The 21,547-nt window shown below is 60.5% G+C and carries 24 protein-coding genes; 16 read left to right on the top strand and 8 right to left on the bottom strand.

Annotation, left to right across the window (positions count from 1 at the left end; translation table 11 throughout):
* Window positions 1-3 precede the first annotated feature (3 nt).
* Window positions 4-816, bottom strand: coding sequence for a protein-disulfide reductase DsbD domain-containing protein (locus tag ACR0NF_RS08010; RefSeq protein WP_480667240.1), 813 nt, complete (start codon window positions 814-816; stop codon window positions 4-6).
* A 148-nt stretch (window positions 817-964) separates the two neighbouring features.
* On the opposite strand from ACR0NF_RS08010, the gene ACR0NF_RS08015 reads away from it, so the two are divergent.
* The gene (locus ACR0NF_RS08015) at window positions 965-1,519 is read left to right on the top strand and encodes a YqgE/AlgH family protein (protein WP_480667241.1); all 555 of its coding nucleotides are present in this window, start codon (window positions 965-967) and stop codon (window positions 1,517-1,519) included.
* Here the strand turns inward: ACR0NF_RS08015 and ACR0NF_RS08020 are convergent.
* Complete coding sequence (locus ACR0NF_RS08020) at window positions 1,516-2,463, bottom strand: L-threonylcarbamoyladenylate synthase (RefSeq protein WP_480778041.1); 948 nt, start codon at window positions 2,461-2,463, stop codon at window positions 1,516-1,518. The two genes, ACR0NF_RS08015 and ACR0NF_RS08020, sit on opposite strands and share 4 nt — an antisense overlap.
* A gap of 132 nt (window positions 2,464-2,595) precedes the next feature.
* On the opposite strand from ACR0NF_RS08020, the gene ACR0NF_RS08025 reads away from it, so the two are divergent.
* From ACR0NF_RS08025 to ACR0NF_RS08055, 7 genes are all read left to right on the top strand, one after another.
* Entirely contained in the window at window positions 2,596-4,299 is a 1,704-nt protein-coding gene (locus ACR0NF_RS08025) for an acyl-CoA dehydrogenase family protein (RefSeq protein ID WP_480778042.1), read from the top strand.
* Window positions 4,299-5,345, top strand: coding sequence for an MBL fold metallo-hydrolase (locus ACR0NF_RS08030; RefSeq protein ID WP_480778043.1), 1,047 nt, complete (start codon window positions 4,299-4,301; stop codon window positions 5,343-5,345). Before ACR0NF_RS08025 ends, ACR0NF_RS08030 begins: the two co-directional genes overlap by 1 nt.
* Window positions 5,346-5,349: 4 nt before the next feature.
* Window positions 5,350-5,802, top strand: coding sequence for a DUF6173 family protein (locus ACR0NF_RS08035; RefSeq protein WP_480470950.1), 453 nt, complete (start codon window positions 5,350-5,352; stop codon window positions 5,800-5,802).
* 64 nt (window positions 5,803-5,866) lie between these two features.
* The gene (locus ACR0NF_RS08040) at window positions 5,867-7,705 is read left to right on the top strand and encodes a glycerophosphodiester phosphodiesterase family protein (RefSeq protein WP_480778044.1); all 1,839 of its coding nucleotides are present in this window, start codon (window positions 5,867-5,869) and stop codon (window positions 7,703-7,705) included.
* On the top strand, window positions 7,692-8,246 hold the full coding sequence (locus ACR0NF_RS08045; protein ID WP_480778045.1) for a hypothetical protein: 555 nt from the start codon (window positions 7,692-7,694) through the stop codon (window positions 8,244-8,246). The genes ACR0NF_RS08040 and ACR0NF_RS08045 overlap by 14 nt, the downstream gene beginning before the upstream one ends.
* Before the next feature lie 68 nt (window positions 8,247-8,314).
* On the top strand, window positions 8,315-8,449 hold the full coding sequence (locus tag ACR0NF_RS08050) for an aa3-type cytochrome c oxidase subunit IV (protein ID WP_480470947.1): 135 nt from the start codon (window positions 8,315-8,317) through the stop codon (window positions 8,447-8,449).
* A 21-nt stretch (window positions 8,450-8,470) separates the two neighbouring features.
* Entirely contained in the window at window positions 8,471-9,103 is a 633-nt protein-coding gene (locus tag ACR0NF_RS08055) for a hypothetical protein (RefSeq protein ID WP_480470946.1), read from the top strand.
* Here ACR0NF_RS08055 and ACR0NF_RS08060 read toward each other — a convergent pair.
* Entirely contained in the window at window positions 9,092-9,424 is a 333-nt protein-coding gene (locus ACR0NF_RS08060) for an AzlD domain-containing protein (RefSeq protein WP_480778046.1), read from the bottom strand. The genes ACR0NF_RS08055 and ACR0NF_RS08060 overlap by 12 nt on opposite strands.
* A complete protein-coding gene (locus tag ACR0NF_RS08065; RefSeq protein ID WP_480778047.1) occupies window positions 9,421-10,131 on the bottom strand; it encodes an AzlC family ABC transporter permease in 711 nt (236 codons plus the stop codon). Before ACR0NF_RS08065 ends, ACR0NF_RS08060 begins: the two co-directional genes overlap by 4 nt.
* Between ACR0NF_RS08065 and ACR0NF_RS08070 the strand changes: the two genes are divergently transcribed.
* The 4 genes from ACR0NF_RS08070 to ACR0NF_RS08085 are packed head-to-tail and all read left to right on the top strand — an operon-like array spanning window position 10,130 to window position 13,470.
* The gene (locus tag ACR0NF_RS08070) at window positions 10,130-11,071 is read left to right on the top strand and encodes a formate dehydrogenase accessory sulfurtransferase FdhD (protein WP_480667245.1); all 942 of its coding nucleotides are present in this window, start codon (window positions 10,130-10,132) and stop codon (window positions 11,069-11,071) included. The two genes, ACR0NF_RS08065 and ACR0NF_RS08070, sit on opposite strands and share 2 nt — an antisense overlap.
* Window positions 11,064-11,720, top strand: a complete 657-nt coding sequence (gene mobA, locus ACR0NF_RS08075) for a molybdenum cofactor guanylyltransferase MobA (protein ID WP_480778048.1) — start codon at window positions 11,064-11,066, stop codon at window positions 11,718-11,720. The genes ACR0NF_RS08070 and mobA overlap by 8 nt, the downstream gene beginning before the upstream one ends.
* Window positions 11,717-12,208, top strand: coding sequence for a molybdopterin-guanine dinucleotide biosynthesis protein B (mobB, locus tag ACR0NF_RS08080; RefSeq protein WP_480470941.1), 492 nt, complete (start codon window positions 11,717-11,719; stop codon window positions 12,206-12,208). The genes mobA and mobB overlap by 4 nt, the downstream gene beginning before the upstream one ends.
* A complete protein-coding gene (locus ACR0NF_RS08085; RefSeq protein WP_480470940.1) occupies window positions 12,205-13,470 on the top strand; it encodes a molybdenum cofactor synthesis domain-containing protein in 1,266 nt (421 codons plus the stop codon). Before mobB ends, ACR0NF_RS08085 begins: the two co-directional genes overlap by 4 nt.
* Window positions 13,471-13,475: 5 nt before the next feature.
* On the opposite strand, the gene ACR0NF_RS08090 is transcribed toward ACR0NF_RS08085, so the two are convergent.
* From ACR0NF_RS08090 to ACR0NF_RS08100, 3 genes are all read right to left on the bottom strand, one after another.
* Window positions 13,476-14,468, bottom strand: a complete 993-nt coding sequence (locus tag ACR0NF_RS08090; protein ID WP_480470939.1) for a hypothetical protein — start codon at window positions 14,466-14,468, stop codon at window positions 13,476-13,478.
* A 16-nt stretch (window positions 14,469-14,484) separates the two neighbouring features.
* Complete coding sequence (gene greA, locus ACR0NF_RS08095; RefSeq protein ID WP_480470938.1) at window positions 14,485-14,955, bottom strand: transcription elongation factor GreA; 471 nt, start codon at window positions 14,953-14,955, stop codon at window positions 14,485-14,487.
* Between the two features lie 237 nt (window positions 14,956-15,192).
* Window positions 15,193-15,573, bottom strand: coding sequence for a VOC family protein (locus ACR0NF_RS08100; RefSeq protein WP_480470937.1), 381 nt, complete (start codon window positions 15,571-15,573; stop codon window positions 15,193-15,195).
* 85 nt (window positions 15,574-15,658) lie between these two features.
* Here ACR0NF_RS08100 and soxR point away from each other — a divergent pair, with 85 nt between their 5' ends.
* The 4 genes from soxR to ACR0NF_RS08120 all read left to right on the top strand — a co-directional run bounded on the left by soxR (window position 15,659) and on the right by ACR0NF_RS08120 (window position 20,518).
* A complete protein-coding gene (soxR, locus tag ACR0NF_RS08105) occupies window positions 15,659-16,114 on the top strand; it encodes a redox-sensitive transcriptional activator SoxR (RefSeq protein WP_480470936.1) in 456 nt (151 codons plus the stop codon).
* Window positions 16,115-16,250: 136 nt separating this feature from the next.
* Window positions 16,251-17,897, top strand: a complete 1,647-nt coding sequence (locus tag ACR0NF_RS08110; RefSeq protein WP_480470935.1) for an electron transfer flavoprotein-ubiquinone oxidoreductase — start codon at window positions 16,251-16,253, stop codon at window positions 17,895-17,897.
* A 154-nt stretch (window positions 17,898-18,051) separates the two neighbouring features.
* Window positions 18,052-19,707 carry a tetratricopeptide repeat protein gene (locus ACR0NF_RS08115; protein WP_480778113.1) on the top strand — a complete coding sequence of 552 codons (1,656 nt, stop codon included), beginning with the start codon at window positions 18,052-18,054 and terminating at the stop codon, window positions 19,705-19,707.
* Window positions 19,697-20,518 (top strand): 4-(cytidine 5'-diphospho)-2-C-methyl-D-erythritol kinase, encoded by an 822-nt coding sequence (locus ACR0NF_RS08120; protein ID WP_480778049.1) that lies wholly within the window; start codon window positions 19,697-19,699, stop codon window positions 20,516-20,518. Before ACR0NF_RS08115 ends, ACR0NF_RS08120 begins: the two co-directional genes overlap by 11 nt.
* Here the strand turns inward: ACR0NF_RS08120 and ACR0NF_RS08125 are convergent.
* The gene (locus tag ACR0NF_RS08125; RefSeq protein ID WP_480778050.1) at window positions 20,511-21,509 is read right to left on the bottom strand and encodes a polyprenyl synthetase family protein; all 999 of its coding nucleotides are present in this window, start codon (window positions 21,507-21,509) and stop codon (window positions 20,511-20,513) included. The two genes, ACR0NF_RS08120 and ACR0NF_RS08125, sit on opposite strands and share 8 nt — an antisense overlap.
* Window positions 21,510-21,547 lie beyond the last annotated feature (38 nt).

Raw genomic sequence — 21,547 nt, forward strand, 5'->3', positions numbered from 1 at the left:
CGGTCAGCCTGCGCTGCACCCTTGTATGTCCACGGCATGGTTCGCGCCAAGAACGGTGATGCGCACCTCAGACCGATCCAATGCAAATGGCCCGCCCGAGGCACTGATGACCTCTGAGCTTGCGATCAGAGTATTGCCTTGGCGGCGTGTCTCGGGTTGCGATGCCCAAAGCGCCGGATTGCCCGGTTCGATGACGGCGAATTCGGCCCCGCCCGCAGAGGGCATGGTGATATGCGCCTCGATCTGCATCCCGTCCGCGGTCGGTGTCAAATGGCAGGTTGCACCTGCCACACCGGCCTCACGCTCGGAAAACGGGCGCTGGGCGAGGGCGGCAGCGATGGCCGGATTGCGCCCGGCCGCGGCATCCAGCGTGTGATCGAAATCCAGTCGACCGGGCACACAGACATCCTTGCAAACGCCCAGATCCATCTCACCGCGCAAACGCACAGGTTTAGCCGGGTTCATGGGGGTGATTTCGACCGGCAGCACCAGCTGATCCTCATACCCGACCGAGCGCAGGCCGTTCTGGTCAAACACATGCGGCGCGGGCCATGTGATCGCGACATCCGCGACATTGCCGGAACCGTTCCAGTCAAACTGCGGCGGAATGCCTGCATCGCCCGGCGCACGCCAATAGGTCTTCCACCCATCCTTGAGCGTCAGGCGCAAAGCCCCCTGATAGGTACCCTCGGAGGTCTTGCCGCCGTCCAGCACCTCAAGCTGCACCAGATTGTCGAGCCCTTGCGCGAGGGCAGGGGAGCCGATGCAAAAGGTGGCGGCCAGCACGGCTGCAGTGGGTTTCCAAAGCGTTTTCATATGCAGAACATGCGCATTTCGGGCGTGAATTCCAAGTCACGTTCCGGTCACTTAGCTGAAATGCACGGAAATCCGGGCTGATCCCTTGCCATTCCGGCTTCCGCAGGGTCATTCTAGGATCATCCTATGGCGCAAGAGATGTCTGCTGATGGACCTTACGGGAAAACTGTTGATTGCGATGCCCGGCATGGGCGATCCACGATTCGAGCATTCGGTCGTGTATATCTGCAGTCATGGCGAAGACGGCGCGATGGGCTTGATCGTGAACAAGCCCTCGGATCTGCGAATCAAGACCCTGCTGGAACAGCTCAACATCCCCTGCCGTGTTCCGGTGGTGGGGGAACGTCTGGTCCAGTTCGGCGGCCCGGTCGAGATGTCGCGTGGTTTTGTCCTGCACAGCTCGGATTACGAGGCCAATTTGCATTCGATGCAGATTTCCGAAGATTTCAGCATGACCGCCACGCTGGATGTGCTCGAGGATCTGGCCTCCGGCAAGGGGCCGCTGAATTCGATGTTGACGCTGGGCTATTCCGGCTGGGGTCCCGATCAGCTTGAGGATGAGATCGCGATGAATGGCTGGTTGACCACCGATGCGACCTCGAAACTGGTCTTCGACGTGCCCGACGATGAGAAATGGGAGGCCGCTTTGGCCACGCTCGGGGTTGATCCTTTGTCCCTGTCTGCCAGCGCAGGCCGCGCCTAGTCGCGTGGGGCTGCCGCGCGGCGCAGGCGGTCGTTGATGGCTGCGCCCAGTCCGTGGTCCGGTATCGGGGATACTGCAATCGGTTTGCCGGTTTCGTTCAGCGTGTGCAAGGCGGCGAATAGATTGGCGGCGGCCTCGGGCAGGCTGCTGCTCTCAGACAGGTTCAGATCGCAATCGACCCGTCCAAAACCCAGCAGAACTTCATCCCCTTGGCGCGACCCGGCGTTCAGGCGGACCGGCGCATCTGGTGCGTAATGCGATTGCAACTGCCCCGGAGCGGTCAGAAGATCACCCGCTTGATGGTGATGCAATTCCGTCTGCAGAACGTCTTCAATCTGTTCCAAAGCAACCCCACCCGGGCGCAGCAGAGCCGGGGCACCGGCCAGACCGACAATAGTGGATTCAAGCCCGACACCACATGGCCCATCATCCAGAATCGCTGCAATGCGCCCCTCCAGCCCTGCCCGGACATGCGCCGCCGTGGTCGGGCTGATCTGACCGGAAGGATTGGCCGAGGGGGCTGCCACCGGGCCATCGAACGCCGCCAGCAATGCCCGCGCAGTCGGATGTGCGGGCACACGGACGGCCAAAGTATCCAATCCGGCGGTGACAAGCGATGATATCCCGTGGTCGGCGCGCAAAGGTAGAACCAGTGTCAGCGGACCGGGCCAGAAGGCCTGCGCCAATTGCTCGGCCTGATCGGTCCATTCAACGAACCGTTTCGCAGTCTCGGTCGAGGCGACATGGGCGATCAGCGGGTTAAAGCTGGGCCGTCCCTTGGCCTCATAGATCGCGGCCACTGCCTCTCCGTTTCGTGCATCACCTCCGAGGCCATAGACAGTCTCGGTCGGGAAGGCGACCAGTAGCCCCTGCCGCAACAGGTCGGCGGCCTGAGCGATGCCATCCGCGTCTGCGGATAAGTCTTGAGTACCGAGAAGGGTCATGGATCGTGACGCCGCGTTTTGGTTGCTTGCAGTTCAGGTAACGGTAGGTAATCGTGCCAGCCCAGATGAATACCGGCGTGGGGCCGGGATTCCAACCCCACGCTGACAACTTGCCAGACTCAGAGGGAAACAATGCCCTATCGCGCCCCGATCTCAGACTATGAATTCCTGTTCCGCAACGTGATCGGATTTGACCAGATCGCCGCGACCGAGAAATTCTTGGAAGCCAGCGAGGACGTGGTCAGCGCCATCCTGACCGAAGCGGGGAAGATGTGCGAAGAGATCATGGCACCGCTTCAACGCCCCGGTGATCTGGAACCCGCCCGGTTGGAGAACGGTGTATTGCGCACCTCTCCGGGCTACGCGGAAGGGTGGAAAGCAATCGCCGAAGGCGGTTGGATCGGGATGAGCGGTGACCCCGAATATGGCGGCATGGGCCTGCCCATGACCATGACCACCGCCGTGAATGAGATGATGAGCGCCGCCTGCCTGTCGCTGCAGCTGGCTCCGTTGATGACCCAGGGCCAGATCGAAGCGTTGGAGCATCACGCAAGCGACGCGTTGAAAGCGCTCTATCTGCCCAAGATGATGGCGGGCGAATGGTCAGGTACCATGAACCTGACCGAACCGCAGGCCGGATCGGATGTCGGCGCGCTGACCTCGAAGGCCGAGGATAACGGTGACGGCACCTATTCGGTGACCGGCCAGAAGATTTACATCTCATGGGGCGACAACGACTTTACCGAGAATGTCTGCCATCTGGTTCTGGCCCGCCTGCCGGACGGCGTGCCGGGGACCAAAGGCATATCGCTGTTTCTGGTGCCCAAGTACATCCCTGATGAGAACGGCAATCCCGGCGTGGCCAATGACCTGAAGGTGGTTTCGCTGGAACACAAGATGGGTCTGCACGGCTCGCCCACCTGCGTGATGCAATATGACGGGGCCAAAGGCTGGCTGGTCGGTAAAGAGCATGGCGGGATGGCCGCGATGTTCACCATGATGAATAACGCGCGCCTTGGCGTCGGCGGGCAAGGCGTGGGGGCCGCCGAAGGAGCCTATCAGCACGCGCTGGCCTATGCGTTGGAACGCAAGCAAGGCAAGACGCCCTCAGGCACGATTATTGACCACGCAGATGTGCGACGGATGTTGATGAGCATGCGGGCAGATGTATTTGCGGCGCGGGCGATCATCTTGGCCAATGCCGCCGCGATCGACATGGCGCAGGCCACCGGTGAGGCCGATTGGGCAGCACGAGCGGCGCTTCTGACGCCGATCTGCAAGGCGTTCGGCACCGAGACCGGTATGCGCGTATCCGAGACCGGGGTGCAGGTGCATGGCGGTATGGGGTTCATCGAAGAAACCGGTGCGGCACAGTATTACCGCGATGTCCGTGTGACCGCGATCTATGAAGGCACCAACGGCATTCAGGCCATGGATCTTGTGGCGCGCAAGATGATAGACGGGGGTGAGGCGGCCTCGAACCTTCTGGATGAGATCGAGGATCAGGCCGAAAAAGCCCGCGCCACCATGCCGGAACTCGCCGGTCCGGTGTGGGAGGCCACTGAGTCACTGCGTGAAGCCACCGAGTGGATCGTCGCGCAATCAGACATGAACAACCGCTTTGCCGGGGCGGCGACCTATCTCAAGGCTTTCGCGCGGGTGTTGGGTGGGCACTACCATTTGTCTGCCGCTTTAGCCGACCCCGATGGACCGCGCGCCAAACTGGCAAGGTTCTACATCAACGCGTTGCTACCCGAACATACCGGCCTTCTGGCACAGGCGCAGAACGGGGCGGATGACCTATACGCACTTAGCGCAGAGGAGTTGGCGGTCTGATGGATGGCGAGGCTCCACAAGTGATGCGATACCCGTGGGAGAAACCACCTGCTCCCGGCGAATGGGTCGAGGTTGCCGAGGGGGTTTTGTGGATCAGGCTGCCTCTGCCTATGGCGCTGGATCATGTGAATGTCTACGCGCTGGATGATGGTGACGGTTGGACAATCGTCGATACCGGGCTTTCTTCGAAGAAAACGCGTGCCATCTGGCAGAACCTGATGGCAGGGCCTCTGGCCGGTAAGCCTGTCCACAGGGTTGTGGTCACCCATCACCACCCCGACCATGTGGGCAACGCGGGCTGGTTCCAGTCCGAACATAGCGCCGAACTGGTTACCAGCCGCACCGCCTGGCTGTTCGCCCGAATGCTGACGCTGGACGTGCAGGAGAACTGGCCGAAGGAAACGCTCGATTACTATCGCAGCGCCGGAATGGACGCGGATGTGTTAGCGGGTCGGATGGCCGAGCGGCCCTTCAACTTTGCCGACACCGTCTACCCTATGCCGCTGGGCTTTACCCGGATCAAACAGGGTGATGTGATCCGCATGGGGGGGCGTGATTGGGATGTCCACATGGGCAATGGTCATGCGCCGGAACACTGCACGTTCTGGAGCCGCGACGACAATCTGGTGCTGACCGGCGATCAGATTCTCAGCTCGATCAGTTCCAATCTGGGCGTCTATGCGACCGAGCCCATGGCCGATCCGGTGGCCGACTGGTTAGAGGCCTGCGAACGCCTGCAACCATTGGCCCGGCCTGATCATCTCGTTCTGGGTGGTCACAAGCTGCCGTTCACCGGATTGCCCACCCGCATGCGTCAGTTGATCGACAATCACCACGGCGCATTGGAACGTTTGCTAAACGACCTCGACCACCCCAAAACCGCCGCCGAGTGCTTTCCCCCGCTGTTCAAGCGCCAGATCAAGGGCGGTGAATACGGCCTCGCGCTGGTCGAAGCGGTTGCACATGTGAACCATCTCTACCACATTGGATCTGTCACCCGGACGCGCCGCGCGGACGGGGCGTGGGAGTATCAGCGCAAAGGGTAGAGCGATGCAGGACCAGATCGAAACCTCGGCCGAAGCGGCGGAATCCGCAGCTTTACCACGATGCTACGAGGTGCATGCCAACCCCGAGGCGGCCTCGGGCAACAAGGATCTGCCCAAAACTTTGCAAGCGCCGGTCGAAACCAAAAGCCCGGCGCAATGGGCCTATGAGCGGCTGATCATGTATATCCAGAACTTCGAAAAGACGCTGGATGGCGATCAAGAGGTCGCCATGGGCTTTACCGGCGGCGATGCCGGTGTGATGCGGATTGAAGGCATGGGTTATTTTGATCCCGATGTGATCACCTTCTATGGCTCGGATGGCGGTGGGGCGAAGACCCAGCTTGTTCAGCATGTCAGCCAGTTGAACGTGATGCTGCGCGCTCTGCCCAAAACGGTCGAGGATAAACCGGCCAATCGCATCGGGTTCCGACTGGCGGCTGATCTGGAAGACAACTAACGCACACTCTTGCAATTCATGCTTTCGCAGCCTTGAATGAGATCATCATTCAGGAGGGTGCTGCGTGACCAATTTCTCAGCCGTTACAACCGCCTATCGCGGCGCATGGGCGCGGCGGCGCGTCTTTGTGCCGATCTATCTGGCGGTGCGGTTGCTGCTGGTGGCTTTGATCGCGCCGGGGGTGGCCATCGCGGTCAATCTGGCCGTCTCCCTGTCGAATCAATCGGCGCTGACCGATCAGGACATCGCCATGTTCCTGCTGTCGCCTGCGGGCTTCATCGCGGCAATTGCGGTGCTCAGCCTGTTTCTGCTGGCCGAAGTCTTTGTGTTCTCGGTTATGGCCGGTTCATTGCGGATGGGTGAGAGCGATCCGTGGCGGGCAGGCAGTGCCTCCATCCGTTTGATCCTGACCCGCTTGCCTGCGCTGTTCGGCTTTGCGGCGCGTTTCATCCTGCGCGTTTTGCTTCTGGCGCTGCCTTTCGTGCTTGTGGCCGGAGCAATAGCGTGGTGGACGCTGACGGAATACGACATCAATTATTACCTCACATTCCACCCACCTTCATTCTGGGTCGCGGTGGTCCTGATCGGCTTCGTGGTTCTCTGTCTGGCGTGGGTTCTGATCCGCAAGCTTTCGGCCTGGGCCTTGGCGCTGCATCTGGTGCTGTTCGAAAGCTGCACGCCGGCGCAGGCCTTTGATCGCAGCGCCGAGCGGATGGAAGGGCGCCGTGGCCGCCTCAAGATCGAACTTGCCCTGTGGCTGGTCCTGCGTATCGTCATCGCATCGCTGATCGCAATCGTTGCCGGGTTCTTCTTCGATCTGGTGCCGCTACAAGAGGGTACGAACCTGCGCCTCGCCCTGATCCTCAGCCTGATCGTTGCTGGTCTCTGGTCGCTGGCCGGGTTGGTGCTGGCCGCGATCGCGCTGGGCGCGCTGGCGGTTCTGTTGGATGGGTTCTTAGATGCAAAGGGCAAAGAAGTGCCCCATCCCGAACCCGGTAATCTGCGTGCGCCGCTATATGCCGTGGTTGGGGGCGCGGTCGCCGCTCTGCTCATCGGGCTCTGGTTCGGGCAGGAACTGCTGGAACGGGTGCAGGCTCCGGATCATGCGGCTGTCATTGGCCATCGGGGCGCGGCGGCGTTGCGACCCGAGAACACGATGGCGTCGGTTCTGAAAGCGATCGAGGATGGCGCCGACTGGGTTGAGATCGACGTGCAGGAAACCGCAGACGATGTGGTCATTATCGCCCATGACAGCGATTTCATGAAACTGGCGGGCGTGCCGCTCAAGGTTTGGGACGCGACCATGGAAGACGTGGCCGAGATCGATATCGGCAGTTGGTTCGGCCTGGAATATGCCTCGGAACGTACGCCCACGCTGCGCGATGTTCTGGAAGCCGCGAAGGGCAAATCCAAGGTCATCATCGAGCTGAAATATTACGGCCACGACGTTGATCTGGAAAACCGTGTTGCTGCGATTGTCGAAGAGCTAGGTATGCAAGACGACATCGCCACCATGTCGCTGAAATACCCGGCAGTGCAGAAGATGAAAGCGCTGCGCCCCGATTGGCGGGCGGGGGTGCTGGCGGCAACAGCGATAGGCGACTTGTCGGGGCTGGAGGGCGATTTCGTGGCCGTGAATGCGGCAACTGTTTCGCCGGGCCTCATCCGCTCGGTCCACGAGGCGGGCAAAGATATCTATGTCTGGACGGTGAATGATCCGCTGCAAATGTCGGCCATGGCCTCAATGGGGGTCGACGGGCTGATTACCGACCGTCCGGCGATAGCTCGCGAGGTGCTGCGTGTTCGGTCCGAGATGGGACCGGGTGAACGGCTCATGCTGTGGCTGGCGACCACCTTTGGTCTGTCGGTTGACACTGCCGAGATGCGCGATGAAAGCCCTTAAGCTTGCCACCTTTCTGGCCTGCTTCGCGCTGCCCGTTGCCGGACAGGACCTGATGCGCAACGTGGAAATGCCAGCGCACCGGGCGTTGATGAGTTCCATCAAAGGGGTCGAACTAATCCCGTTCGAAACCGATGGCTGTTCGGGTGGATTGTCGTCAAGCTGGCGTCTGGTTGCCGAGACTTTCCCCAAGTTCAGCCTGCTCTATGAAGAGCATCCGCCCTGGGAATATTGCTGTGTCACCCATGACCGCGCCTATCAAAATGCAGGCGGCGCATCACAGGCCGAGGCCAGCTTTGACGCCCGCCTCGCGGCTGATGACGCCCTGCGTGCCTGCGTCAAAGCCCATGGTGTGACCCATGCCGAGGACTATGCTGAACGCTACGACATGACACCGGAGCAGATTAGATCTGTCCATTCCATCACCTCCGAGGCGATGTTCCTGGCGGTGCGTTTTGGGGGCGGTCCCTGCAGTGGGTTGCCCTGGCGCTGGGGGTTCGGTTATCCGGGCTGCACGATCTTTGGTTCAACTGCGCGAGAATGACGTCGTGACAGGCCCTGAATTTTGCATTATCCAACATCTCAAACACGCGAATTGGGATTCTTACGAACATGGCTGATCACAAGCACGGCGAGATGGACATCACCGTTCAGACCAAAACCTTCGACGGTTTCGTCAAATTCACCACCTGGTGCGTGGTGGCGATTGTCTTCCTTTGCATTTTTCTGGCGGTTTTTGCGTCCTAATCGGTCCCCGAGGCGCGTTCCGTGTTTAGGTTTCTGATAGCCTGCCTGTTGGCGGTGACCGTCGCGGGCTGCGCCGGTTCGCAGCGCCCGCAGGCAGATTCGTCTGAGATTGTGGCCCGATCCTATCGTGATCCGGGGCCCTCGACGTTGACGCTCTATACCATGATCAGCACGCGCACCGGGTCAGGCGCGCATACATCGTTGATGATCAGTGGTAGCGAACGCGTGATCTTCGATCCTGCCGGGTCCTTCCGGGCGGATGTGGTTCCGATCAAGAACGACGTGCTTTATGGCATCACCCCGAATGTCGAACGGGCCTATCGCAGCAGCCATGCGCGCGAAACGCACTATGCACGCATCCAGACCATTGAAGTGACCCCGCAACAAGCCGAGATTGCGCTGCAACTGGCCAAACAGATGGGGCCGGTGGCAGGGGCGTTCTGCGCGAACTCAACCTCGCAGCTGTTGCAGCAGGTCCCGGGATTCGAGCAGATCAGCACGACCTTCTATCCGGTGAAACTGTCAGACCAATTCGGGCAGGTCCCGGGGGTTGTCACCACCGAATATCGTGAGAGTGACTCGGCCGATCTGCAGCAGGGGCTGGCGGAAAACAACGCGCGGCTCAATCAGCTTGAAGCGACCTCAACCAACTAAATAAAGCAGACCATAGAGCGTGGCCGCACCGCTAAAGATCGCCGCCAGAACATTCTTGGTAACGTACCCGACCGTCAGCGCCACCGCAGCCGCGGCCATGCGCGGCAAGTCCGGTTGCCCGTCGGTTGCCGATGGCCAGACCACAAGCGGCGCGATCAGGGCAGGGATAATCGCAACGGCGGTGTAACGCAGATGGCGCAGCAGCCAGGGCGGCATCGGGCGATCTCCGACCAACCCGATGAAGGTGAATCGCAGAAGATAGCTTCCGACCGCCAGACCGATGATGATGATCCAGATAGTCACGTTGTCGATCTGAGTCATGGCTTGTTCCGCTCCAGCATCAGTTCTGCTTGCGCGCCGGCAATCATCCCTGCGGCACCTGCGATCAGAAGGCCGAGGTTGAACGGCACTGCGACGGTGAGCAGAGCAACCGCAATCGCAACAAGTGCGGCAACCACATGCGCAAAGGTGCGCATCATCGGCCCGATCATGGCCAGAAACGTGATCGGCAAGGCAAAGTCCAGGGCCCAGCTTTCCGGGATCTGCGTGCCCAGCACCGCCCCCAGATACGTGCCCAGAATCCAAAGCGGTGTGATCGGTGTGACCGAGCCGACGAAATAGATCATGCGTTGGGGCACAGACATATCAGGTTCTTTTTCAAACCGGACCATCGAGCAGGCATATGATTGATCGACGATCAAATAGGCCGCACAGGCGCGCTGCCACAATGGTGCCGCGCCCAAGTAAGGCGTCAGCGAGGCCGAATACATCGCGACCCGCAGGTTCACAGCCAGCGCCGAGATCAGAACGATCATTGTGGGGGTATTGTCCTGCAGCAATTGCAGCGCCGTGAATTGTGCCGCCCCGGCAAAGACGGTGGCGGAAAAGGCCAGTGTCTGAACGACATTAAACCCCGCCTCGGTCGCGAAAACGCCGAACAACAGACCAAAGGGCATCGCGACAAAGACAAACGGCGTCCCGTCGCGAAAACCTTTCCAGAAGTAAGACTTGGATGTGGCAGAGGTCATGGCTAAATCCTATGGTGTTGCGAGCAGCAGTAGCCGTCTTGGGAAAGGGTTGCAATTGGCCACGGAATTGGACCTGTCAGACTATCTCATCGCGCCCGATCCTGGGGCCGCCCGCCTGACCCGTGCCGTGGAAGGCGTGGATCAGAATGGTGAGGTCAGCCAGATCTCGGTGGTCGAGGAACGCCCGCTGACGATTTTTCTAAACTCGCAGGAAATCGTGACGGCGATGACCATTGGTGACTATCCCGAGTATCTTGCGCTGGGGTTCCTGCGCAATCAGGGCATGCTGCTTGCGGATGATGAGATCACGCAGGTCGACTATGACGACGATCTGGAAACCGTGGTTGTGCGCACCGCGCGTGAAACCTCGTATGAGGACAAGCTGAAGAAAAAAACCCGCACGAGCGGATGTGCCGTGGGCACGGTTTTTGGTGACATGATGGAGGGGCTTGAGGACGTGCGTCTGCCGCAGGTCTCGGTGCGCACCTCGTGGCTGTATGATCTGGCCGCCAAGATCAACCGCACCCCGTCGCTGTACCTTGAGGCCGGGGCGATTCATGGCACCGTGCTGTGCCGTGAAAACCGCCCGCTGGTCTATATGGAAGATGTGGGCCGCCACAACGCCGTCGACAAGATCGCGGGATGGATGCTGTCCGAGGGTGAGGGGGCCGCGGACAAGATCCTTTATACGACCGGTCGTTTGACCTCGGAAATGGTGATCAAAACGGCGATGATGGGCATTCCGGTTCTGGCCTCGCGCTCCGGCTTCACCGCTTGGGGCGTCGAGATCGCGCGCGCGGTCGGCCTGACTCTGATCGGTCGGATGCGCGGGCAGCGGTTCGTGTGTTTGTCAGGTGAGGATCGTCTGATGCGCGACGTGGACCCGGCGACTGTAGCGGTCGAGGATAAGAAACATCGCAGGAAGAGTGCCAATGGCTGAACAACAGCAAAAGCCGTTGGGTGTTATTCTGGCTGGTGGCCTCGCGACCCGCATGGGAGGAGGCGATAAAGGGCTGTTGCAGATCGGTGGAATTAGCCTGCTGGATCGCGTGACAGATAGGCTGCGGCCTCAGGTGGACGGTCTGTCGCTCAACGCGAACGGAGACGCCTCTCGGTTCTCTGAGTTGGACTTGCCCGTGATCGCAGATTCGATTGAGGGTTTCGCCGGACCGCTGGCCGGTGTTCTCGCAGGTCTCGATTGGGCCGCTGAACAAGGCGCGCAATCCATCGTGACGGTTGCCGCGGATACACCGTTCTTTCCGCGTGATCTGGTGAGACAGTTGGTACGGGCTTCCGATGGGCAGAAATATCCCCTTGTACTTGCCACAACTCCGCGCACTGGCGATGAAGCATTGAAATCCGGCGGCGGCAAACGCGTGAACCGGCACCCGACCTTCGGCCTCTGGCCCGTCGCGTTGCGCGATGATCTGCGGGCGGCGCTGAAGGACGGGCTGCGCAAGGTGGTGCTTTGGACCGATCAGCACGATGGGCGCGAAGCCCTGTTTCCGGCCGAGCCCTTTGACCCCTTCTTCAACGTCAACACTCCCGATGATCTTGCCCGCGCCGAGACACTGTTGGAGCAGGCATGAGGATCTACGGCGTCACCGGCTGGAAAAACGCGGGCAAAACCGGGTTGATGGAGCGGTTGGTGGCTGAAATCACCGGTCGTGGTCTCACCGTTTCCACCGTGAAACACGCGCATCATTCCGTTGACGTCGACCAACCCGGCACCGACAGTTATCGCCACCGCGCGGCAGGCGCATCAGAGGTGCTGCTGGCCTCGGGGCAGCGCATCGCAGTGATGCAGGAACTGCGCGGCGCGCCGGAGCCGTCTTTGGCAGATCTGCTGGGCCGCCTCTCGCCGGTTGATCTGGTATTGATCGAAGGCTTCAAACGCGAATCCCATCCCAAGGTCGAGGCGTTTCGCGCTGTTGCGGACAACCCGCTGATCGCCCCCGGTGATCCATCCATTCGAGCGATTGCAAGCGATACTCTATTGGACACGGATCGTGTGGTTTTCGATCTGAACGACACCACCGCCATCGCGGATTTCATACTGAAAGAGGTCGGGTTATGAGCAAACCGGATATCACGCCTCCGCCCCTGCGCGACGATTGTTTTGCGCTGCCCGCCGGGGTGAAATGGACACCGGTCGATGACGCCTTGGCGCTATTGCGCGACCGTTTGACGGTGGTGACCGGGGTAGAAACCGTGCCTTTGATGCAGACCGTTGGGCGCATTCTGGCAGAAGATGTGATTGCCAAACGCTCCAATCCCCCGCTGCCGAATACGGCGGTGGATGGCTATGGCTTTGCCGGGGCCATACCCGAAGGCCCCTGCGTTATGCCGTTGATTGAAGGGCGGGCGGCCGCAGGCGTTCCGTTCGAAGGGGTAGTGCCGCAGGACCACGCGATCCGGGTTCTGACCGGGGCCGCTCTGCCAGAGGGTGTGGAGACAGTCATTCTGGAAGAGGACGTGACGGTTCAGGACGGTCACATTGCCTTTCACGGCCCGCTGAAACAGGGGGCCAATGCGCGAAAGGCGGGCGAAGACGTCGCCGAGGGTGACGTCGCGTTGGCCGCGGGGCGGTATGTCACGCCGGCGGATCTGGCGTTGATGTCGGCGGTAGGCATTAATGAGGTCCCGGTCCGTAAGGTCCTTCGCGTGGGTATTCTGTCCACAGGCGATGAATTGGTCGAACCGGGCGGCGCTGTGGGACCCGGGCAGATTTACGATGTCAATCGCCCGATGTTGCTGTCTCTGATGGCGCGTATGGGCTTCGATGCGGTCGATTTAGGGCGTGTGCCCGATGACCGGGACGCGTTGAAACAGCGACTGGACGACGCAGCGACGCAAGCTGACGTGATCCTGACCAGCGGCGGGGCTTCGGCGGGGGATGAGGACCATGTCTCGGCCCTGCTGCGTGAGGCGGGGGCGATGCAGGAATGGCGCATCGCGTTGAAACCGGGGCGGCCTTTGGCGCTGGGTATGTGGCAGGAAACTCCGGTATTTGGTCTGCCCGGCAACCCCGTGGCCGCGCTGGTCTGCACGCTGATCTTCGCCCGCCCCACATTAAGCCTGATGGCTGGTGCAGGATGGCAGGAACCGCAGGGCTTTGATGTGCCCGCCGCGTTCGAGAAACGCAAGAAACCGGGCCGTCGCGAGTACTTGCGCGCGCGAATTCGAGAGGGCCGAGTCGAGGTGTTCCGGTCCGAAGGCTCTGGCCGGATCAGCGGGCTCAGCTGGGCCGAGGGGCTGGTCGAGATCGAAGACGGCGCGCGCCATATTCAGCCGGGTGATCCAGTGCGGTTTTACCCCTACGGAAGCTTCGGTCTCTAAACGCCTTAGTCAAACGTCCCCGCCACGCGACCAACCAGCATGAAGGCTCGCGCCGTTCGGGTCTCACCCAGTGCAGTCAGTTCGGCGTCGCTGGCCTCGGGTTCGAAATCGGCGATCATGTGATCGAATCGGCGCAGGAAGTGATGGGCCGCATCGCGAAAGATCGGGTCCTGCTTCATCCGCGCCGCCGTCAGCGCCAGCGAGGACCGGTCGCGGATGCCGCCCAACGTGGCCACCGCCCGCCCGCGCTCGCCATGCGCAAACTGTCGCCAGACTTCAGGCCGGGCCATGTCGGGGCGCAAATCGTCCATATAGATCCCCTCCTGGCTGAGGAGGGTCAGAACGTCTTGCGAGGCCTGCACCAGCTTTGCCGCCTTGCGATCCTTCAGCGCAACGCGCAGAGCGTTGAAGCCTTCCTTGTCATCCTGGGTTTCCGGAAAGTTCAACGCACGGATGAATACATCCCGGGCCAGCGGCGGCGTGATCTCTTCCGCCGATGTGCCCAGCTCCAGCGAAGTCTGATTGGCAGGCTCAGACGATCGCTTGCCGGGCCGCGTCGGCTCGGCGCGGTTGGTCGAGAATGTGGCCAATGCACTTTCGGTTTTCTTGGCGGTCTCGGCAATTTCGTCCAGTTTTTTGCCAACCGTCGGCTCATAGGTGCTGGCCGCGCGCTGTTGCTGCGTGACATAGCTGTTGCGGATGGCATCGATCGCAGTCTGAAGCCGGGCGCTTTCCTCGCGCATGATCCGGCTGGCACGCATCGCCAGCGCCGCGACCCAGATCATCGCGACCGGCAGGAACACGGCCAGAGCCGTAACGATAAATCCGCCCTGTCCGGCGCCGGGCAGCACCAGAAACACCACGGCCACGACCAGCCACAACAGGCTGAGCGCACCTGCCGCGATTTCGATCCCGGTCACCGAAGGGGAACCGGGTCGGTCATAGATGCCCAGAGAGGTCGGTTTCTTATCTTCCGGATCAGGGTCGGTGTCGGACATGACGTGACGCTCCGGATCAGGCGTATTCGATGCTCAGAATTTCGTATGAGCGCACACCGCCGGGGGTGCGGACCTCGACGCTGTCGCCTTCATCCTTGCCGATCAGGGCGCGGGCGATAGGGGATTTGATATTCAGAAGGCCCGCTTCGATATTGGCCTCATATTCACCCACGATTTGCCAGGTCTTTTCCTCGTCGGTGTCTTCATCGACCAAAGTGACCTTGGCCCCGAACTTCACCGCGCCGGACAGCTTGGTCGGATCGATCACATCAACCAGCGACAGCACGCCCTCAAGTTCTTTGATGCGACCTTCGATAAAGCCCTGCTTTTCACGGGCCGAATGGTATTCGGCGTTTTCCTTCAGGTCGCCGAGTTCGCGCGCCGAGGCAATCGCCTCGATGATCGCCGGTCGCTCGACCGATTTGAGGTTCTTCAACTCTGCCTCGAGCGCGGCATTGCCCGCAGGCGTCATGGGGATTTTTTCCATAGTCTTGTCGTCCACGCAGAAATTGTGACGCCCCGCCGCAGGGTGATAGCGTCGGGGCGAAAGATGGGTCAGCAATTACCTGACCCAAATGAGGCGTGAATTGCAAGAGGGCAGGCGCGCCTTCTGGCGCAACCTGCAACTTAGCGCCGTTTTGGCGGCGGCATAGCTCGCCTATGACGGTGTCTCAGAAGGTCACCGCGCCGCCAGCGATGGGCGTCGGTTCCGAGCCAGAGCAGCTCAATCATACTGGACCACTTCGAATTCGATGCCATTGTCGTCGCGGAAATAGAACCTGCGGCCTGGCTCGTAATCGGCGTGATTGTGCGGCTCGAACCCGGCCTTTTTGACCTTCGCCTCGGTGGCATCCAGATCTTCGACCAGCACCCCCACATGGTTCAGGCCACCAACGATGTCATAGCTGCTGTTGTTCAGTGGCTTTGGATTGCCCGGGTTATAAAGCGCAAGGTAGGTGTGGGGCCCGCCCACATGCACGGTATAGCCGCCGGCAATGGCCGGACCCTCCCACCGCGTTTTCCAGTCAAAGACGTCCTGCATCCACGCCGCCGACGCCTTGGGGTCGCGGACCGTGAAGTTGGTGTGTTCAAGCGTTGCAATCATGGGAGCTCCTTTACGATTTGGCTTGTCCCGACTCACCGTAATTTCTAAACCTAACTTTAGGTCAAGGATTATTTATGAGGATGAGATGGCGGTTTCCGAGGGGCTTGCAATTGGCGCATTGGCCCGGCGCACTGGGCTGGCTGTTTCAGCTATCCGGTACTATGAGGCGCAAGGTCTGATCGCGCCCTGGCGCAATGCCGGAGGGCAACGCCGATACCAGCGGGCTGATATCCGGCGGCTGAGCTTCATTATGATTGCGCAACAGTTCGGCCTGACCCTGCCTGAGATACGTGAAGTGCTATCAGGCCTGCCGGGCAATCGAACACCCACACCACAGGATTGGAAAGACATCAGTCAGGGATTGCGCGCTCATCTCGACGCGCGAATCGATATTTTGATAAGGTTGCGCGACAATCTGGACGGATGCATCGGCTGCGGGTGTCTCAGCTTGCCCAAATGCAGGCTTTACAACCCCGATGACCGGGCCAAAACCCATGGCAGCGGCCCCAGATACCTGATGGGTGATGCGCCAGAGGCGTGAAGTGTCGAATAGAGGCATTGTTACGCCGTGTTTCGATTGACCTATGTCTTTCTCAGCATGTAATCAGCCGTGAAACAATATTGCGCCGACCACGCAGTGAAAGCGCCAATTCGGAAAGTTAGCTAGGGAGCCCGCGATGGCCGAGATTGAACGCGAAGCGATGGAATATGACGTAGTGATCGTGGGTGCAGGCCCCGCGGGCCTGTCAGCGGCCATCCGTCTGAAACAGCTGGATGCCGACTTGAATGTCGTGGTGCTGGAAAAAGGCTCGGAAGTGGGGGCGCATATCCTGTCGGGTGCGGTGCTGGACCCTTGCGGTCTGGACGCGCTGATCCCGGATTGGAAGGAAAAGGGCGCGCCGCTGAACGTGCCGGTGCATGAAGATAACTTCTACATGCTGGGTGAGGCCGGTAAGCTGCGCATCCCCAATTTCCCGATGCCGCCGCTGATGAACAACCACGGTAACTACATCGTGTCGATGGGCAATGTCTGCCGCTGGATGGCTGAACAGGCCGAAGAGCTGGGTGTTGAGATTTTCCCCGGCATGGCTTGCTCTGAAATGGTGTATGGCGAAAACGGCGAAGTCAAAGGCGTCGTGGCTGGTGTGTTTGGTCTGGAGCCCGATGGCTCCTACGGTCCCAACACCGAGCCGGGCATGGAGTTGCACGGCAAATACGTTTTCCTGTCGGAGGGCGTCCGGGGCTCTCTATCCAAGGAGGTTATCGCCAAATACGACCTGTCTGCGGGCAAAGAGCCGCAGAAATACGGCGTCGGCATGAAAGAGATCTGGGAGATCGACCCGGCCAAGCACAAAGAAGGCAGCGTCACGCACACCATGGGTTGGCCGCTGGGCAGCAATGCAGGCGGCGGGTCGTTCATCTATCATCTTGAAAACAATCAGGTCTATGTCGGTTTCGTGGTTCACCTGAACTACAAAAATCCGCATCTGTACCCTTACATGGAATTCCAGCGCTTCAAGCATCACCCGATGGTGGCCGAGCTGTTGAAAGGCGGAAAGCGCGTGGCTTACGGAGCGCGCGCAATCACCGAGGGTGGCTATCAGTCGATGCCGAAACTGGTTGCGCCGGGCGTGGCGCTGCTGGGCTGTTCTGCGGGCATGGTCAACGTGCCGCGCATCAAGGGCAACCACAACGCCATGCTGTCGGGTAAAGCCGCGGCTGAGGCCGCCTATGACGCCATCAAGACCGAGCGTTCGGGTGATGAGCTGACCGCTTATGAAACTGACGTGCGCGATGGTGCCATCGGCAGCGATCTGAAGAAGGTGCGCAACGTTAAACCGCTTTGGTCGAAATACGGCCTGACCGCCTCGCTAATGCTGGGCGGCATGGACATGTGGACCAACACGCTGGGCTTCTCTCTGCTGGGCACTCTGGGCCATGGCAAGAACGACGCGGAATCGACCGAGGATGCCAGCAAGCACCAGCCTATCGACTACCCGAAACCCGACGGCGTGTTGTCCTTCGACCGGCTGACCAACGTATCTTTCGCGGCGACCAACCACGAGGAAAGCCAGCCCTGCCATCTGCGGCTGGCCGACCCGGAAATCCCGGTCAAAGTGAACCTGCCCAAGTTCGATGAACCGGCGCAGCGTTACTGCCCCGCAGGCGTGTACGAGATGGTCGAGGATGAGAACGGTCCGCGATTCGTCATCAACTTCCAAAACTGCGTCCACTGCAAAACCTGCGACATCAAGGATCCCAGCCAGAATATCACCTGGACCACGCCGCAGGGCGGGGATGGCCCGAACTATCCCAACATGTAAGCGAAAAGACGGGCTCTGGCAGGGTCGTGAAGGCTCTGCCATTGCCTCTTGCCTGCCGAAGCCCTAGCTTATCGTACATTCAATGATAGCAAGGCAGATATCGGTGGTTTCCCTGGTTCGACGCACGGCACTGGCCGTGATCCTCAGCTCCGCAATGACGCTTCCCGCGATGGCGGATACGGGTTCGTATCTGGCCGGTCGGCAGGCGATCTATCAGAGCGACTATCCTGCGGCAGAACGCTATTATTCTCAGGCGCTGAAGACCGACCCCCAAAACGCCAAGCTGCTTGAGAATGTCGTGGTGGCACGGCTTGCTCTTGGCCAGATCAAGCGCGCGCTGCCCGTGGCAGAAACCATTGAGGCCAACGGCCTGCCGAGCCAGGCGGCGCGGATGGTCATTTCCGCCAACCTGATTGCAGATGGCGCGCTCGAAGAGCTTCTGGCCCGTGATCCCGAGACGCAAGGCGTTGGCCCACTGGTTGACGGGCTGATGGCCGCCTGGGCCTATATGGACCAGGGTGCCATGACCAAAGCGATGGAGCAGTTTGATCTTGTTTCAACGCAGGAAGGTCTGAAGGATTTCGCGCTTTATCACAAAGCCGTGGCGCTGGCATCGATTGGCGATTTCGAAGGGGCCGAGGCGATCTTTGCGGCCAATGACGGAACCGTCGCCCGGCTGTCGCGCCGCGCCGCGCTGGCACGGGCCGAGGTTCTGTCACAGCTGGATCGGAACACGGATGCGCTGCAATTTCTTGACGATGTCTTTGCTGCGGGAAGCGACCCAACCATTGAAAACTATGTCGCGCAGCTGACCGACGGGCAAACTCTGCCCTTTACCCATGTGGGCTCGGCGCAGGATGGCATGGCCGAGGTGTTCTTCTCGGTTGGCGCCGCGCTCAGCGCCGAGGCGTCGCCGGATTATGTCCTGCTCTATGCCCGTATCGCGATGTTCCTGCGCCCCGACCATATTGACGCCATTCTGCTGAGCGCTGAACTGCTGGACGGGCTTGAGCAATATGATCAGGCTGTTGACGTCTATCGTCAGGTGCCGCCGGAAAGCAGTGACTATCACGCCGCTGAGCTTGGTCGCGCCGAAGTGCTCAGCCGGTCAGAGCGCAAAGACGCAGCTGCAGAGGTGCTGCAGAACCTGGCCGCGCAAAACCCCGATCTGCCCGGTGTACATGTAGCGCTGGCCGATTTGCGCCGTCAGCAGGAGGATTATGCTGCGGCGGTGACATCATATGACCGCGCGATTGACCTGACCGAGGATGGCATCAGCGGCAGCTGGTTCCTGCACTATGCCCGTGGAATCTCGCACGAGCGGCTCAAGAATTGGGACGAGGCCGAAACCGACTTCCGCCGCGCGCTGGAGCTGAACCCGGATCAGCCGCAGGTGCTGAATTATCTGGGTTACTCGCTGGTTGAGCGGCAGGAAAAGCTGGACGAAGCGCTTGAGATGATTGAACGCGCCGTCGCTGCACGCCCGGACAGCGGGTATATCGTCGACAGTTTGGGCTGGGTCCTGTTCCGTCTGGGGCGCTATGAAGAAGCGGTGGATCATATGGAGCGTGCGGTCGAACTGATGCCGGTCGATCCGGTGGTCAACGACCATCTGGGCGATGTCTATTGGGCCGTGGGCCGTGCCCGCGAAGCCGAATTCCAGTGGAAACGCGCCCTGTCCTTCATTGATCCCGCAGACACCGATGGCGAGGCCGATCCTGAACGCATCCGCCGCAAGATCGAGGCCGGGCTGGACGTGGTGTTGCAGGAAGAAGGTTCTGAGCCCCTGAAGGTTGCCAATGAAGGCTGAGGCGTTTGCGCCCGCCAAGATCAACCTGACCCTGCATGTGACCGGCCAGCGCGCGGATGGCTATCATCTGCTGGACTCGCTGGTTGTTTTCGCCGATGTCGGAGATCGTTTGACGCTGACCACCGGGCCGGATTTGACGTTGGATGTCAGCGGAGAGTTCGCCGATGGTGTGCCCTGTGACGCGCGCAATCTGGTGTGGCAGGCGGCTGACGCCGTCGGGTGGACAGGGCAAATCCAACTGGAGAAACACTTGCCCCATGGCGGCGGTATTGGCGGCGGGTCCTCGGATGCAGCGGCGGTCCTGCGCAGTTTGACCGCCCAAGGGGCAAAAATGGCCGACACCGTTCCGGTTTCACTGGGTGCCGATGTTCCGGTCTGTATCCAGGCCTCGGCGGCGCGAATGCGTGGGATCGGCGATCAGATCGAACCGATTACTTTGCCGCCCTTGCCCGCGCTTCTGGTCAATCCGGGTATCCCGGTTCCGACCGGGCCGGTCTTTTCCGCTCTGCAGAGGCGAGATAACGCGCCGATGCCTGCAATGATTCCCGCGTTTACAACACCGGAAGACTGCACTGAGTGGCTGTTGGGTCAGCGGAACGATCTGGAGGCACCTGCGGCATCCGTAGCACCGGACATCCCGGATGTCCTTGATGCACTAAGCGATACACGAGACGTGTTTCTGGCGCGCATGTCAGGCTCAGGCTCGACCTGTTTCGCGCTTTATCCAACGCTGAAAGCCGCTCATTTTGCGGCCTATGAAATCGGCGCGGCGCACCCTGAATGGTGGTGCCGTGCCGCGACGCTTAGTTGAGGCGCGAAACAACGTAGTCTGCGAGATCACCCAACAAGCTGCGGATTTCATGATCGGGCAGCGCCGCAAGTGCTGCCTTGGCCTTGGCGGCCCAGCCAAAGGCATCAGCGCGCGTCGCGTCCAGCGTGCCGTATTTCGCCATCAGCGACAGGGCATGGTCCAGATCGCCGTCTTCCTGACGTCCGCGACCAATCGTACGCTCCCAGAAGGCGTGCTCTTCGGCGGTGGCCTGCGCCACGGCCTTGATCACGGGCAGGGTCAGTTTACGTTCGCGGAAATCGTCGCCTACATTCTTACCCGTCGCCGCGCTATTGCCTTGATAATCCAGTAGATCATCAGCGATCTGGAACGCAATTCCCAGCGCATCTCCGTAGTCGTACAGCGCCTTGACCTGGGCTTCAGACGCGCCAGCGATGACGCCACCCACTTCGGTTGCAGCAGAAAACAACGCCGCCGTCTTGCCGCGCACCACCTGCAGATACACGCCCTCATCCGTGCCGAGATCAGTGGCTGCCGTCATCTGAAGCACCTCACCTTCGGCAATGGTCGCCGAGGCATTGGCCAGAATGTCCAGAACCCGCAAAGATCCGGTTTCGACCATCAGCTGGAAACTGCGGGAAAACAGATAATCGCCAACCAGTACGCTGGATTTGTTGTCCCACAGCAGGTTCGCGGTAGGACGCCCGCGCCGCTGCCTGCTTTCATCAACTACATCGTCATGCAGCAGGGTTGCGGTATGAATGAACTCGACCGTTGCAGCCAGTTTGACATGATGGTCGCCGGAATAGCCGAACAACTGCGCCGCAGCCAATGTCAGCATCGGGCGCAGGCGCTTACCGCCAGCTTCGACAAGATGGGCGGTCACTTCGGGGATGCGCGGGGCATGTTCCGACGCCATACGCGTCCGAATCAGCGTGTTGACCGCTGCCATTTCATCCGCCAGCATCTCTGCTAGACGTTCATGCGGTTTCGAGATTGTGCCGACGTCCATCACACTCCTGATACAAGGCTCGACTTCCGGCTCACCTT

Source organism: Ruegeria sp. CF4 (assembly GCF_056537345.1).

Bases quoted from the DNA above. Each gene is read 5' to 3' on its own strand.
- ACR0NF_RS08115 (WP_480778113.1), top strand. From the start codon at position 18,052: ATGACGCTTCCCGCGATGGCGGATACGGGTTCGTATCTGGCCGGTCGG.
- greA (WP_480470938.1), bottom strand. From the start codon at position 14,955: ATGGAAAAAATCCCCATGACGCCTGCGGGCAATGCCGCGCTCGAGGCA.
- ACR0NF_RS08025 (WP_480778042.1), top strand. From the start codon at position 2,596: ATGCCCTATCGCGCCCCGATCTCAGACTATGAATTCCTGTTCCGCAAC.
- ACR0NF_RS08125 (WP_480778050.1), bottom strand. From the start codon at position 21,509: ATGGACGTCGGCACAATCTCGAAACCGCATGAACGTCTAGCAGAGATG.
- ACR0NF_RS08110 (WP_480470935.1), top strand. From the start codon at position 16,251: ATGGCCGAGATTGAACGCGAAGCGATGGAATATGACGTAGTGATCGTG.
- ACR0NF_RS08065 (WP_480778047.1), bottom strand. From the start codon at position 10,131: ATGACCTCTGCCACATCCAAGTCTTACTTCTGGAAAGGTTTTCGCGAC.
- ACR0NF_RS08050 (WP_480470947.1), top strand. From the start codon at position 8,315: ATGGCTGATCACAAGCACGGCGAGATGGACATCACCGTTCAGACCAAA.
- ACR0NF_RS08035 (WP_480470950.1), top strand. From the start codon at position 5,350: ATGCAGGACCAGATCGAAACCTCGGCCGAAGCGGCGGAATCCGCAGCT.
- ACR0NF_RS08120 (WP_480778049.1), top strand. From the start codon at position 19,697: ATGAAGGCTGAGGCGTTTGCGCCCGCCAAGATCAACCTGACCCTGCAT.
- ACR0NF_RS08010 (WP_480667240.1), bottom strand. From the start codon at position 816: ATGAAAACGCTTTGGAAACCCACTGCAGCCGTGCTGGCCGCCACCTTT.
- ACR0NF_RS08085 (WP_480470940.1), top strand. From the start codon at position 12,205: ATGAGCAAACCGGATATCACGCCTCCGCCCCTGCGCGACGATTGTTTT.
- mobB (WP_480470941.1), top strand. From the start codon at position 11,717: ATGAGGATCTACGGCGTCACCGGCTGGAAAAACGCGGGCAAAACCGGG.
- mobA (WP_480778048.1), top strand. From the start codon at position 11,064: ATGGCTGAACAACAGCAAAAGCCGTTGGGTGTTATTCTGGCTGGTGGC.
- ACR0NF_RS08015 (WP_480667241.1), top strand. From the start codon at position 965: ATGGACCTTACGGGAAAACTGTTGATTGCGATGCCCGGCATGGGCGAT.
- ACR0NF_RS08070 (WP_480667245.1), top strand. From the start codon at position 10,130: ATGGCTAAATCCTATGGTGTTGCGAGCAGCAGTAGCCGTCTTGGGAAA.
- ACR0NF_RS08100 (WP_480470937.1), bottom strand. From the start codon at position 15,573: ATGATTGCAACGCTTGAACACACCAACTTCACGGTCCGCGACCCCAAG.
- ACR0NF_RS08045 (WP_480778045.1), top strand. From the start codon at position 7,692: ATGAAAGCCCTTAAGCTTGCCACCTTTCTGGCCTGCTTCGCGCTGCCC.
- ACR0NF_RS08090 (WP_480470939.1), bottom strand. From the start codon at position 14,468: ATGTCCGACACCGACCCTGATCCGGAAGATAAGAAACCGACCTCTCTG.
- ACR0NF_RS08020 (WP_480778041.1), bottom strand. From the start codon at position 2,463: ATGACCCTTCTCGGTACTCAAGACTTATCCGCAGACGCGGATGGCATC.
- ACR0NF_RS08030 (WP_480778043.1), top strand. From the start codon at position 4,299: ATGGATGGCGAGGCTCCACAAGTGATGCGATACCCGTGGGAGAAACCA.
- soxR (WP_480470936.1), top strand. From the start codon at position 15,659: ATGGCGGTTTCCGAGGGGCTTGCAATTGGCGCATTGGCCCGGCGCACT.
- ACR0NF_RS08060 (WP_480778046.1), bottom strand. From the start codon at position 9,424: ATGACTCAGATCGACAACGTGACTATCTGGATCATCATCATCGGTCTG.